Consider the following 13,081-nt stretch of genomic DNA (forward strand, 5'->3'; position numbering starts at 1 on the left):
GGAGGAGGCGGGTACTGCCGATCGTCCGGCATGCGTATGCGCAGTCGTCATAAGCATGTGAGAGACAGGCAGTTGAAGCCGGGCTTCGTCAAGCCTTGGTTCCTTTGGTGACCATCGCGTCGATGTTGGCCGTCGGCCATGCCGCGCGGTGGGCCAGGGCCGCGTTGCAGCACGGTCCAGGCCGGGTTTGTCAGTGGCCAGTTGCCATGCCCCGCAGGCGGCACGTTCCTGGGGAACTATCCGGCAGCCGCCGTCATGCCGAGTCAGGCCGTCAGGGGTGGGCGGGTAGGAGTCGCCAGTCCGGCTCCCAGGGCGCTGCCGATCACGAGGCCCACGCCGTGGTTGTTGGTGAGGAGGCAAAGGACAAGGCCCGCTGCGGGGATGGCAAGAGCCGTCCGCCGCAGGGCGACGACACTGCCCCGCGCCGCGTACCAAGTGGCGAGTGCGCCGACGAGTCCGCAGATCGCCACGGAGTCCCCGCCTCCTTGCAGGCTCCAGCCAGCCATGCTCACCGCCTGCGCCGTCACACCGCTTACCGAGAAGATCAGCAGCGTCCGCCAGGCGCCGAACTGCCGCTCGGCGATCGGAGCGACAACCGCGAGCGCGGCCAGGTTGAACAGGAGTTGGAACCAGCCCGATGACTGCACCAGCAAGGCGGTCACGGCTCGCCACCACGCGCCATGAGGGTGCCGTTCGAGCGTATCGATCATTGCGGGGGCAGCCGTCTGGGCTACTCCGAGCACCACCATGGTGACCAACAGCGCCGTGGCGGCTCTCGGGACAGGGTGGCGCCACGCCTGCAGCAGGGCCAGGGGAGGCGGCGTCTCCGCGCCGTCCTTCGTGGCGAGCGTCGTCAGGAGTTGGATGCCCGATCCGATGACAGCCACCGCACACCCGTAGAGCAACACACCGTGCATGTTCATGATCGAAGCTTGTCAGATGGTGAAGCTGCACCAACAGGGACAGCCATGAGAGGGCACATGCGCGGGCTGTCGAGTGGCGGGAGTGCCGCAGGAGCCGTATCGCGGAGTGCGCTCAGTGACATCCGCGGCGGGGGGATGCCGCCCCGCCGCGGATGTGTCGGTCAGCCGTCGCCGCCCGGTGGGGGTGTGACCGGGCCGGGCCAGGCGAAGGCGTTGGTGTAGAGGCGTACCTTCGGGGCCTTGGTCCGGTAGTAGCCCACCGTGTCGTAGGCGGTGATGGCGAAGTCCAGCCTGCCGTCGCCATTGAAGTCCGCGACGGCTATGCGGGCGGTGGACTCGGTGCTCACCTGCTGCTCGACGAGTGTGTTTCCCTGTGCGTCGAGCTTGTAGTACCAGACGCCCTGGGCTGGGGCGGGCCCTCGCATGCCGATCAGGAACTCGTCGTCCCCGTCGTTGTCGAAGTCCGCCACGACCACGTGATGTCCTACGGCGTCGTACTGGCCGCTGGGATGGGCGAAGACCTTCAGCTCCTTGCGCCGCCACGGCTTGGCGAACGGTGAGGGGGTGCCGTTGGGGCGTACGTAGGCCGCGACGGTGTTCCCGTGGAACGGCTCCAGTGTGACGATGACGGCGCAGGGCCGCCCGCCGATCCGTCCGACCGCGAGGTTGCCGGTGCCCTGGAAGTAGCGGCCCAGTTCCGGGGACCTCTGCGGCGGCACGCCCGTGCCGAGCGTGGCGTGTTGCCAGGGGCTGTCCGGCGCGGCGCCGGGACCGGGGCCCAGCCAGCTGATTCCCTCGCCGCCGGCCAGCAGGAACGACTCCCGGTCCGGTCGCGGGGTGCCGGGGAAGCGGGCCGCGACCACACCGTGCACCACGGTGAAGTGGGCGGTGTCCACGGCCCGGCCCTGCCATGCCTCGGCGTTCAGCACGTCGTCGGGGAGGTCGTACAGCATGACGTGGACGGGCGAGTGGACACCGGCTGCGCCGCCGTGCGGTCCGACCACCGGGAAGGCGGCCAGTTGCAGTCGCCGGTCGGTGGTGAAGTGGCCCAGCCGTAACCGGTGGGTGGCGACCAGGTCCGCCACGTGCCGGCGGGTCCACGGGGTGTTCCACTTGCCCGCGCCGGGGTTCTGCAGCCAGGAGATCTTGCCGTCCTGGGGGCCGCAGTTGAACATGCAGTTGCCGTAGTCGTGGCTGAGGACCAGGTCCGGCAGGCCGTCGCCGGTGAGGTCGGCGGTGTCCAGGGCGACGGGCTTGCGGCCGGTCAGGGACACGATGGTCCGCTTCGTCCAGGACGGGTTCTGGTACCAGACGACCTCGCCGCGGCTGAGTCCGGAGGCGACCAGGTCGGGTCGGCCGTCGCCGTCGATGTCGACGGCCTGGAGGTAGTAGCCGTCGCGGGGGTCGGCGTCGATGACCGACTCGGTGAACTTCGGTGTGGCGGGTACGGTCACCTCCCCAGCTCCTTCCTCAGGTACTCGCGGGCCAGCTTGGCGTAGTACAGCGGTGGTCGCGGGCCGTGCGGGTCCTGCTCGGCCTCGACGACGAGCCAGCCCTTGTACTGCTTGGACTCCAGGGCGGCCAGGATCGCGGGGAAGGGGACGTCTCCGGTCCGGTCGCCGGGGACGGTGAAGATGCCCGCCCTGACGAACTCCTCGAAGCCGGCCAGGGCCAGTGCGGGCCTGTCGCGTACCGCGGCGCGGATGTTCTTCAGGTGGACGTGCCGGATGCGGTCGGCGTGCGCGTTGATCACCGCCACCGGGTTGGCGCCCGCCCAGTACAAGTGGCCGGTGTCCAGCAGCAGATGGACGTACTGGGCGTTGGTGCGCCGCATGAGCGTGTCGACCTCTGGCTGGGTCTGCACCCCGGTGCCCATGTGGGGGTGGTAGACGAGCTGGAAGCCCCGCTCCTTGGCGAGCCTGCCGATCACGTCGAGCCCTTCGGCCAGCGCCTTCCAGTGGTCCTCGGTGAACACGGGCTTGGATTTGCTGAGGCTGATGGGCATGAGGTGGATGGAGTTGCCGAACTCGGCCACCCCGATGCTCCGGGTCTTCACCGGGCCCTTGATCGAGTCGAGGAAGTCCATCCGCTCCCGGAAGGCGGCGATGGTGTGCTCGCGCATGCCGGGCACGGTGAAGAACGTGCTCACCCACGGCTCGGTGACGCTGAGGTCGCGCAGCGCGAGCGCCTCGTTCAGCGCGTCCACGCCGGTGGGGAACTTGTGGCCGATGCTGCACCCTTCGAAGCCCGCCAGCCTGATCTCGCTGACGCACTGCTCGAAGGGGATGTCGTCGCCCAGCAGCGGGAAGTCGTCGTTGGTCCAGCCGGTCGGTGTGATGCCGAAGTGTGTCTCGGGCAGCCTGATCGCGGTCATGGTCGTCCCTCCCCTGTGCCTTCAGGAGCTCGGCAGGATGGTCTTGATCTTCTCGACGGCCTGCAGCGCCATGGCGACGCTGGTCAGCGTGGGGTTGGCGGCGTTGCCGAACGGGTGCAGGCCGTTGCCGCCGAGGAAGAGGTTCTTGACCCTCCACACCTGCGAGTTGGGGTCGACGACGCTGGTCTTCTCGTCCTTGCCCATCCGCGTGGTGCCCGCGATGTGCAGCGGCAGGCCCGGGGTGAGGAACTGCGGCTCCGATCCGGGCATGAAGCCGCCGAGCTGGGCGGCGACCCGCATCATGTGCTCCATCATCCTGCCGCAGTCGGCCCGTTCCTCCTTGCTGAGCTCGAAGTGGAACGTCGGCTGGGGCATGCCGAAGGTGTCCTTGATGTCGCGGCTGAAGGTCACCCGGTTACTGCGCCGCGGCCGGGACATCCCGAACCACCTCAGGTCGACGATGAGCCGGCTGTCGATGTTGGGCGGTACCTCGCCGTAGCTGAAGGCGTCACGGTGGATCTGGCAGTGCCAGGGCTGCCCCGGCACGGCCGGGATCCACAGGTTCGGCTCCAGCTCGCCCTTCGGGAACGGCACGGGGTCGGCGCCCGGGGTCTTCTCCTGCTGCTTCTGCCTCTGCTTCTCGATGTACTCCTTCACCCGTGTCCTGGCGTCGGGGTACTTCTCCAGCAGGGTTTCGACGTTGTCGAGGATCGACTGCTTGAGCACGGTCTGGCAGAACGCCATCGGCTGCTCGGTCAGGTAGCGCCCGTTCGCCTCGTTCCGCAGCTCCGAGGCGAACAGCAGCTGCGGGGTGAGCACCGGGTTGCACGCGACGACGTACACCTCGGCGTTGATCGTCACCTTCTCGTTGAGGTCGCGGAGGTTGCGGACCTTCACGCCGGTGACACGCTGCTGGCCGTTGCCGTCGTCGGTGAGCTCCAGCTTGGTGCACTGGTGCTCGGCCAGCAGCCGGAAGGAGCCCTGGGTGGGCGTGTGGCGGGGGTTGGCGAGCGGGCCGAGCACGGTGTCCGCGGCGCTCCAGTGCACGGCGTCCGACTTGGCCTGGTCGGGGCGCGCCCTGACCGCGAGCGGCAGCTCCCGTACGTCGGTGAACTTGGCGCGGTGCAGCACCTCACGGACCAGGAGGTGGCGTGCCGAGGAGGCGAAGACCGCCTCGGAGCGGTGCAGCAGCCCGGCCGCCTCCTTGTAGAGCTTGTCCATCGTGGTCGCGTCGATGGGGTACTGCTCGCCGTTGTACGTGCGCTCCAGGGTCGCGTGGAACTCGGGTACGGCGCAGGTCCAGTGCGTGGCCATGCCGCCGACGGCGTAGGTGGCCGCGGACGCGCCGAGGTTGTCGCGCTTCTTCTGCTCGGGGTTCTGGTTGTTGAGGACGAATCCCGGCCACTCCTCGGCGTCGTACGAGAAGGAGGACGGGTCGAGGGTGACGACCGGGGAGTCGTCCTTCGCGATGGACAGCGGATGCAGATGGCCGCGGATGACCGACGCGAACAGGTCCACGTTCTTCTGGTACAGGAAGCTGTTCTTGAGGTGCTCTCCGTAGGTCCCGGAGAGTTGCGCACCGGCGTCGATCATCAGGACATGGTGTCCGGCGTCCACCAGCTTCCGCGCGAAAGTGGCCCCGACCGGACCGCTTCCGACGATGAGAACATCGACGTCGTACTTGCTCATGATGCTTCCTCTCTCTTCTCAGGCCGCGTTGCCGGCCTTGGCCAGGAATTCGTGCAGCTGTATTCGGCCGCCGATTTTGTTGAGGTGCGGAGTGATCTTTCCTTGGTGGAGCTGGAACTCCTTTTCGGCAGGGCGCATTCCTTGAATGACGTGCGCCGATTGCCGTGCCTCAATGGGCGAGGAAAATGCCCATTGATTGATCCGAAACGGTCGACCTGGCGATTACCGGTCCGGGTCGCGTCAGTCGCCTTCCGCCGGGTACTCCGCGCCGTCCCGGCAGATACTCAGAATCGTCTTCGGCCCCGGCCGCCCAGCCGCACGCGGCCGGCCGGCAGCCCCTTCACCGACGTCGGGAACCCCTTGCAGGTGACGGCGCCGAGGAAGGGCAGGAAAGCAGCCAGACCGGTGGCTGAAATCCACCGACGATTCATTTGGGATCCCTCCGTTTCAGCCACCGAACAGGAATCGGAGACTGCCGGAAAAAGGGGGACTACTCCATTGAGCGGGCGGCCGCGGATTCCGTAAATAGCAGACTCCCCAGGACCACTCGAAGGGGTTACTTATGTGATGAGATGACGCCGTTTACATGCCCCGAAGCATGAATTTCGTGCGCCGGAGGATGCATTACATGCGCTGTCGCATGCTCCCGCGCGGCCGACAACGAAGCGAAGACAAAAAAGGCTGTGCGCCCTGGTTCGAAAACCAGGGCGCACAGACTTTTCCTGACTGGCCTCTTTGCGATTAATTCATGGAATTAAGGCGCCTTGACGACCCTCAATTCCTTGATTCCGGGCCGCTTCCCGTCGTCACCGGGGTCCTGCGCCTCCACCTCCGCCCGCACGAAGCGGGCGGTGACGCCGGGCGTCCCTTCGCGCCAGTTCTCGCCGTCGACGGAGGCGAGCAGCCGGTGCGAGGCCGGCTGGACGTCGGTCCATTCGACCGAGACCTTGGAGACGCGCACCGGGCGCCCGAGGTCGACGGTCAGGTGCGCCTCGGCTGCCTTGGGCGACCAGAACGTCGTTCCGTCCCCGTCCACGGCGGCACCCGCGTACAGGCCGGGCTGCTCCGAGGTCGCCCCGGCCGGCCGGCAGCGGGCCGCGTTGTCCGTCGGCTCCAGGTCGGGGCGGCGGGTCTTGACGACCGCGGGCGCCGCAGAGCTGACGATCTGCGTGCCCTGCGGGGTCTCCAGCTCGAACGGCTCCCCCTGGATCAGCCGCACCCGCGTCTCCTCGGCGCCGATGGCCACCTCGTACGTCCTGCCGTGCGCGCGCAGGCCCTTGAGTGTGACGCCCTGCGACAGCTGCGGAGGAAGCATCGGGTCCAGGCGCACCTTGTCCGAGCGGGTACGCAGCCCGGTCAGCCCGTGAGTGAAGACCTGCACGAAGCCGCCCTTGCCGGTCAGGAAGTCCTCGGCGGGGAACCCCGCGTGAGGATCACCGGCACCGGCCGCCCGCTCCCCGCGCGCCTCGGAGAACAGCGCGAACGGCCCCCGTACGAAGGGCCGGATGGACCGCATCAGATAGGTGTGGGCGACGCAGCCGGGCTTGCCGATGGCCGCCGCGTCCACCGCGTGCACCGAGTCCGTCATGGCCGGGCCGTCCGGGTCGGAGCGGGCGGCGTAGTAGTCGAGGGTGTGGGCGGCCGCTTCCTCGGACATGGGCCATTCGAGGGGGTAGATCAGCAGGACGGCGTCGGCCTGTTTGATCGGGTCGCCCCGGTAGCCGTCGTACTGCCGGAAGACCTTCGCCTCCTTGTCGTACAGGATCCGCAGCCGGTCGGCGATAGACGTCCAGCTGCCCGGTGCGCGCTCGCCGAGGACGCCTGCGGCACGGGCGGCATGGCGCAGCGCGGTGGCGGCGGCCGTGTTGGTGTAGACCGCGTCGTTCTTGTAGTTGCTGTACTCGTCCGGTCCGGAGACGTTGTTGATGGAGTAGCTGCCGTCGCCGTTGCGGGTCACGCGGCTCTCCCAGAACTCGGCGATGCCCTTGAGCAGCGGCCAGCCCCGCTCGCGCAGCCACTGCCGGTCACCGGTCTGCTGGTAGAACTGCCAGGCGGCGACGGCGATATCGGCCTGCAGATGGATCTGGGTGCGGCAGTGGTCCGGCTCCACGCTGTGGCACTCCGACGTCAGGTCCCCCTTGTCGGCGCTGGTCCACGGGAAGAACAGGCCGCGGCGCCCCAGCGCGACGGCGTTCTTCCGGGCAGCCGGCATCGTGCGGTAGCGGTACTCCAGGACCGATTGGGCGAGTTCGGGCCGGAAGGCCAGCAGGCCCGGGAACATCCAGGTCTCGGCGTCCCAGAACTTGAGGCCCGCGTAGTCGTCGCTGGTCAGGCCAGCCGGGGCGATGCTGTCCGGCGACCCGGCCCGGGAGTTGGCGAGCAAACCGTACAGGCTGGAGCGCAGCCATCGCTGCAGCTCGGGATGGCCCTTCACCTCGATGTCGCCGCTCCACAGCTGCTCCCATTCGGCGATGTGCCGTCCGAGCAGCCGTTCCCAGCCACGGTCCGCGGCCCGCGCCGACTGCTCCGCGGCGCTCTGTGCGGGCCGGCGGGAGGTCAACTCGGTGTCGACGCCGACGAACTTGGTGAACGCGTACGAGCGCCCGCCGCGCACCGGCACCCGCGCCGACTGGTGGGCCGTCAGCCCTTCGCCGCCCTGTGACCAGCCGCCCAGCAAAACGCCCTCGTCGGGCCGCAGCGTCGACGTCACCGCCCCGTCCACGCCGGTGCCGTCGGTCCGGAACGTCACGGCGATGCGGTCCTCGGCGGACCGGCCGGGCTTGTCTCCGGTGGCCGAGATCCGTCGCGCTCCGCGGCCGTCGATGAGGTCTGTGACGCTCGCGGTGCCGCTCCAGTGCGGGGTGACGGACAGCCGTACGGCGCCGACGTGACGGTACTTGCGGTCGGCGACGACGTCGTAGACCAGGTCGGTGGCCCGGCCGTCGGTCGTGGTCCAGGTCAGTGATGTGCGCACCAGGCCACAGCGCAGGAAGACGGTCTGCCGGTAGCCCGAGATCCGGTCGGTGGGGGTCGACGGTCCGAAGGTCTCCCGCCCGACGGTGACGGTCAGCCCGGACCAGGTGGGCAGCGCCGCGATGACGTGACGGCCGTCGGCGGTCTGCTCGTTGTGCGCGTAGAGGCCGGCCACGAACGCGCCGTCGTAGCGGGGCGTCTTCAGGGGCCAGCCGGTGTCCCGCTGCGAGACGGAGTAGCCGGTGCCCGACGGCGGCAGGCTCTGCCCGAGATAGCCATTGGCCGCGTAGGCGTGGTGGTCGTTCGACGGATCGGTGGAAGTGAGCGCCCAGTCGGAGGGCGCCGAGTGCCCCTCTTCGGGGCAGAGTTGGGCCGCCGCTTTCGCCGCGGGCGTGGCGTGGGTGAAAGCGGCGGTGGACAGGAGGGTGCCGATGAGGAGAGGGACCGTCAGCCGGGCGCGGCGGGACGGCCGTAAGGGCGACGCGGGTCGCCTGCGCGTAAGCGCCATGAGGGATCTCCACGGGATCGGTGGACGGGCGTCTGGAACGGGAGTTCGACCGGGCCCCGCCGGCAGGCACACGTGCCGAAGCGCCAGAAGGGCAGGCCGGGACGGCGACCGCGTCAGCGGACGCGTATGTACGGCGCTCCCGAGAAACGGACGACGGGTCGGCGAGCGGTGTCCAGACCCTTCACCGTCATCCCTGCTGCCCTCCCAGGGGTGGTTTCCCGTCGCAAACTCGGCATTACCCAGAGCGACATTTCGATAACCCTGTGTAGCAGCCACTGCTCCCGTGCGCCCTCAGCACACTCCGGCACCCTGGTTCGCGCCCCTGGCCTCCCGGCGCGTACCGGTGTCCCGTTGCGCTCCCTTCTGTATGACTGGTGGTGCCGCCAAACCCGCCCGCGGGCACTCCATCCCTTCCCGTACGAAAGGCTTGAGGGAACCACATGCAGATCGATCTGACGGGCCGCACCGCTCTGGTGACCGGCTCCACGCAGGGCATCGGCGCCGCGATCGCCTCAGGCCTGGCCCGCGCCGGCGCCCGGGTCGGCGTCAACGGCCGCTCGGCCGAGCGGGTGCAGCAGGCCGTGGACCGGCTGCACAGCGAAGCGCCCGGCGCCGACCTGGTGCCGGTGGCCGCCGACGTGACCACCGAAGAGGGCGCCCGGCAGGCCTTGGACGCCCTGCCCCCGGTGGACATCCTCGTCAACAACCTCGGCATCTTCGAGTCCGCCGACCCCCTGGAGATCAGCGACGAGGAATGGCGGCGCTACTTCGAGGTGAACGTCCTGGCCGCCGTGCGCCTCACCCGTCTCCTCCTGCCGGGCATGACCGGACGCGGCTGGGGACGCGTCCAGTACATCGCCAGCGACTCGGCGATCGTCACGCCCGCCGAGATGATCCACTACGGCATGTCGAAGACCGCCCTGCTCGCCGTGAGCCGGGGCTTCGCCAAACAGGCCGCCGGCACCGGTGTCACGGTGAACTCCGTCATCGCGGGCCCCACCCACACGCGAGGCGTTGAGGACTTCGTCTACCAACTCGTCGACCGCGACCTGCCCTGGGAGGAGGCCCAGCGCGTCTTCATGCGGGAGCACCGGCCACAGTCCCTGCTCCAGCGGCTGATCGAGCCGGAGGAGATCGCCAACATGGTTGTCTACCTCAGCTCCGACCATGCCTCGGCGACCACCGGAGGCGCGCTGCGCGTCGACGGTGGTTACGTCGACTCGATCCTTCCCTGAGCCGGGGTGTCCCTCCGCGACGAGGTGATCTACGGTCTCAAGGGCAGGGCTTGGGGGCGGGTCCGGGTAGCGGGTGTTGGGTTGGTCGGAGTCGGTCTACGAAACCGTGGCGTCGACGTCCCGTGGCCCGAACGGCGAGGAGACGGCGGTGGAGCGGGGCGAGCCGTGGCTGGAGGAAGCCCTGAACACCCTCAGGGCGAGGCCGTACGCCACGGTGGCAAGCGCGCTACGCGGCCGATCACCGAGGGCTGGCTCGCAGGGAGACCCACGCTGCTTTTCCCGCCGAGTAGGCCCGACGGCGCACAGATCTACGTGATCCCGGACAACCCGTCCGCCCGTTCCAGATCACAGCACCGCCTGCGCCGCGAATCTGCCTGGGCTACTTGACCAGCCGGAAGTCGGGGTGTCCGGCCCAGGCCCGCAGGAACTCCGCCGATCCCAGCGCCATCCAGTCGTCGCCCGCAATCCCCAACACCCCCCGGAAGGCCGGCGACGACCGACCCCTGTCCGTCCAGCAGCTCGACATTGGCCACGCCCCCGATGACATCCATGACAGCGGCGGTCAGCAGGGCCGTCGCCACGTGGTCGATCTCGCGATTGCAGCCGGCGCTGACATTGACGGCATGGGTCGGCCTGAAGCCGAGGATGGCCTCCACCTCGGGCTCGTCCGCGTGTTCAGCCTCGAAGATGCTCTCATCACCGACACCTGGACCCATCAAGTAGACCAGGAAGGGCCGACGCCCGTCCTCGCGCTGCGGATTGAATCCCACCAGGGCCTTGAGCTCCTCGTCCGCGGAGGCGTTGCCGAGGAGGGGAAGCGGGAACGGCTTTTGCCAGTCCTCCTCTCGCCTGTCGTCGACGCCCAGTCGTTCTACGGGCACATTGACGTCGAAGAACCCGGGCCGCTTCTCGTCGAAGTGGGAGGAGAGCCCCACCATCAACGCACGGAACTCCTGGAGCGAAGCCGGAGCCAGCGGCTCCGCCAATTCGATTGCCAACGTCGGACCAGACATGCAGGGAGCCTACTTTGATCAGCTCCCCGCGACCGCGTGAATTGTTCCCACACCAAGTCCAGCCGGGTCGCGCATAGACGCCGCCAACCCGGCGTCGCGCTGATCGCGCAGGAGCTCGGTGACCGGCTTGGCTCCCGGGACAGCGGAGGCTGTGCATTGGCACCGGAGGTTGATGGCCAGTAGGTTCACGTCATCGAAAGGTGAACGGCTGAAGCTTGGGAGCAGTGCGTGTCCTCGTTGGATGAGTTGCAGGCTCTACTTGGCGAGCCCGCCCGCCCCCGATCAACCCCAGGTGACTGGAACGAAGTTGAGCAATACGTAGGCTCCCCCTTGCCCAGCGACTTCAAGACGTTCCTCAATGCCTATGGCAGCGGGGTCATCTCCGGCGAACTCGTCGTCTTCCACCCGCGTGGATCAAGCCCGTTGCTGGAACGGATGCGAAAGACACACCAGGCTTTCACTGAGCACCGGAACAGGACCCTCGACCGCGGCAACTCCGAACACGTCCCGTACCACTTCCACCCCGAGGCTGGAGGGCTGATCTCCTGGGGATACGACCACAGCGGCGACGAGCACTTCTTCCTACCCTGCGATCCGGATCCGGATCGATGGAAGATCGTCACCATGGTTCACGAAGAGGGTTGCGAGACGTTCGATGGCCCGTTCTCAAGCTTCGTCCTTGCCTTCGTACACCGGCTACTCGATGTCGACCGGTACCACGGCATCGAACCGGAGGCCTTGGAGTTCCTGGAGCCGGAGGACCTGGAGGAACTGGCTGCCGCCGGAGAGATAGGCCCCGTTCAGCCAAGCTTCGAGCCCTTCTGACCGCGCGAACTGCTCAAGCCGCACCCACGGCACAGTCGCGGCCCTGCATCCCCGCCCGTGACGACGAACACCGTCCAGGTCTGACCGTCCCCTGCCCAGCAAGCCAGGGAGCACCGGTCGGCCTCCAGCCGAAGGGCGGGCCACATGCGCCAGCGCATCAAGATCTGCTCTTCCTCATCGAGGACGATCACCCCCTTGACGAGACGGACCACCATCGCGGCAGCCGACTTCCCGCCGGGCAGAACGGTGTGCTCAACCAAAGTGGCTTCAACCGCTCGGCGAGTTGAGTGCCGCACCGTGTCCGACCGTGCGGTCAGTCAGCTCTCGCCCATCTGGCGCGTCTGCCGCCGCGGGTGGCGCGGCGGCGGCACTCCCATCGACACGAGGATGGGTCCGGTCCCCGTGACCGGACCCCGCCTCACGGCCGGTCAGATGCCCATGGAGGCCATCTCGATTGCGGAGCGGTAGTTGGCCGCGGTAGCCACCACACACGCTCGGTAGCTGCGGTTGTCCTTGACGGCCAGGAAATAGTCGCGAAGGTTCTTCCAGTACTGGACCAGATAGCCGAGACCCGGCACGAAGCCCGGCGGCCGCGGCACGAGCGAGAACGCCTCGCTGCACCGCAGGATCTCCCCGGTGGCCGTGGACAAGACAGCGGCCACCTCACTGTTCATGTTCCAGCCCGCGGCAAGCTGCGGGGTCCAGATCGCCCCCGCGATCTCCCGCAGATTCTCCTGCTCCTCCGGCGTCGGGTCACTCTGCACGCTCAGGATCACCGCCGGCGGCACACTCGACGGGGCACTTCCGGCCGCGGCAGCCGCAGGCGCGGCCACCGCGCCCGCCACCGCCAGACAGACCAGCACCGCGGCGGCCCTCACACCACCGCGCCGGAAGGGTCCACTGCCTGCTGTCACCGCACGCTCCTTCGAGTTCGCTTCCAAGGCCAAGTCCGAGTCGAGCTGTGGTTCCTGCCCTGCTCAGGGCACGGCCCAAAGCTGCCATGACCCGTTCGCGGCGTCTACGGCGACAACACGCCACCCACGCGCGCCCCTCCGCCGGAGAGGCGATGCGGCAGGAGCACGCATGCCAGCGAGGCCGGCGGAGAGCCCCGGGCATGCGGGCAGTTGGCTCGAAGCATCTCCCGGCCGCCCCTGCATTCCCAGGACAGGCTCCGCCGCAGCAACGCCACCGACGACAGCATCGCGCTCTGTACATCTGGTTCACGCGTGGCGACCTGGCCTGGCGGACACAACCTAGTACGTACGGCACCGCAGCACCGGGCACACCGAACCACTGCTCGACCCACGCTCATGCTCCCAGGTCGTCCCCACCGCAGGGTGGCGAGGACGACAGTGCTCCACTGACGAACGATGGCGGGGCGGTTGAGGTCAGAGCAACTGATTCGCGCCTCGCGCCAGAAAGGTGTCCAAAGCCAGGCGCGCGGCTCTCCCGCGTTCTGCGCGGTCGTACTCATCGCGGGCCAAGTGAACTTCGGTGGCGGTATCCAGCGCTTCCTGGGCGAGTTCACGTAGCTCCGAGCG

At 68.4% G+C, this 13,081-nt stretch carries 9 protein-coding genes and 1 pseudogene; 2 read left to right on the plus strand and 8 right to left on the minus strand.

Annotated features, from left to right (window positions below; translation table 11 throughout):
* Positions 1 to 263: 263 nt before the first annotated feature.
* The 5 genes from GA0115233_RS37780 to GA0115233_RS37800 form a co-directional block, all read right to left on the minus strand.
* Positions 264 to 923 (minus strand): rhomboid family intramembrane serine protease, encoded by a 660-nt coding sequence (locus tag GA0115233_RS37780; RefSeq protein ID WP_093724997.1) that lies wholly within the window; start codon positions 921 to 923, stop codon positions 264 to 266.
* A 161-nt stretch (positions 924 to 1,084) separates the two neighbouring features.
* Positions 1,085 to 2,377, minus strand: coding sequence for an FG-GAP repeat domain-containing protein (locus tag GA0115233_RS37785; RefSeq protein ID WP_093724999.1), 1,293 nt, complete (start codon positions 2,375 to 2,377; stop codon positions 1,085 to 1,087).
* Positions 2,374 to 3,297 carry a myo-inosose-2 dehydratase gene (gene iolE / locus GA0115233_RS37790; protein ID WP_093725001.1) on the minus strand — a complete coding sequence of 308 codons (924 nt, stop codon included), beginning with the start codon at positions 3,295 to 3,297 and terminating at the stop codon, positions 2,374 to 2,376. Before iolE ends, GA0115233_RS37785 begins: the two co-directional genes overlap by 4 nt.
* Positions 3,298 to 3,318: 21 nt before the next feature.
* Positions 3,319 to 4,986, minus strand: coding sequence for a pyranose oxidase (locus GA0115233_RS37795; protein ID WP_093725003.1), 1,668 nt, complete (start codon positions 4,984 to 4,986; stop codon positions 3,319 to 3,321).
* A gap of 754 nt (positions 4,987 to 5,740) precedes the next feature.
* Positions 5,741 to 8,467: a discoidin domain-containing protein gene (locus tag GA0115233_RS37800; protein WP_093725005.1), complete on the minus strand. Its 2,727-nt coding sequence runs from the start codon at positions 8,465 to 8,467 to the stop codon at positions 5,741 to 5,743.
* A gap of 440 nt (positions 8,468 to 8,907) precedes the next feature.
* On the opposite strand from GA0115233_RS37800, the gene GA0115233_RS37805 reads away from it, so the two are divergent.
* Complete coding sequence (locus GA0115233_RS37805; protein WP_093725007.1) at positions 8,908 to 9,702, plus strand: SDR family NAD(P)-dependent oxidoreductase; 795 nt, start codon at positions 8,908 to 8,910, stop codon at positions 9,700 to 9,702.
* Between the two features lie 379 nt (positions 9,703 to 10,081).
* Here the strand turns inward: GA0115233_RS37805 and GA0115233_RS42480 are convergent, their stop codons facing one another.
* Positions 10,082 to 10,249 carry a DUF6368 family protein gene (locus tag GA0115233_RS42480; protein WP_369691396.1) on the minus strand — a complete coding sequence of 56 codons (168 nt, stop codon included), beginning with the start codon at positions 10,247 to 10,249 and terminating at the stop codon, positions 10,082 to 10,084.
* A pseudogene (locus GA0115233_RS37810) lies at positions 10,179 to 10,715 on the minus strand (DUF6368 family protein); the annotation flags it as partial. The pseudogene GA0115233_RS37810 and the gene GA0115233_RS42480, both read right to left, overlap by 71 nt.
* A gap of 228 nt (positions 10,716 to 10,943) precedes the next feature.
* On the opposite strand from GA0115233_RS37810, the gene GA0115233_RS37815 reads away from it, so the two are divergent.
* Positions 10,944 to 11,540, plus strand: a complete 597-nt coding sequence (locus tag GA0115233_RS37815) for an SMI1/KNR4 family protein (protein WP_093725011.1) — start codon at positions 10,944 to 10,946, stop codon at positions 11,538 to 11,540.
* A gap of 428 nt (positions 11,541 to 11,968) precedes the next feature.
* Here the strand turns inward: GA0115233_RS37815 and GA0115233_RS37825 are convergent, their stop codons facing one another.
* On the minus strand, positions 11,969 to 12,454 hold the full coding sequence (locus GA0115233_RS37825; RefSeq protein WP_255310490.1) for a hypothetical protein: 486 nt from the start codon (positions 12,452 to 12,454) through the stop codon (positions 11,969 to 11,971).
* Positions 12,455 to 13,081 lie beyond the last annotated feature (627 nt).

It is taken from the genome of Streptomyces sp. DI166 (assembly GCF_900091315.1).
In the GTDB taxonomy this organism is placed as follows: Bacteria; Actinomycetota; Actinomycetes; order Streptomycetales; family Streptomycetaceae; genus Streptomyces; species Streptomyces fuscus.

Bases quoted from the DNA above. Each gene is read 5' to 3' on its own strand.
- GA0115233_RS37780 (WP_093724997.1), bottom strand. From the start codon at position 923: ATGAACATGCACGGTGTGTTGCTCTACGGGTGTGCGGTGGCTGTCATC.
- iolE (WP_093725001.1), bottom strand. From the start codon at position 3,297: ATGACCGCGATCAGGCTGCCCGAGACACACTTCGGCATCACACCGACC.
- GA0115233_RS37795 (WP_093725003.1), bottom strand. From the start codon at position 4,986: ATGAGCAAGTACGACGTCGATGTTCTCATCGTCGGAAGCGGTCCGGTC.
- GA0115233_RS37800 (WP_093725005.1), bottom strand. From the start codon at position 8,467: ATGGCGCTTACGCGCAGGCGACCCGCGTCGCCCTTACGGCCGTCCCGC.
- GA0115233_RS37805 (WP_093725007.1), top strand. From the start codon at position 8,908: ATGCAGATCGATCTGACGGGCCGCACCGCTCTGGTGACCGGCTCCACG.
- GA0115233_RS42480 (WP_369691396.1), bottom strand. From the start codon at position 10,249: ATGTCATCGGGGGCGTGGCCAATGTCGAGCTGCTGGACGGACAGGGGT.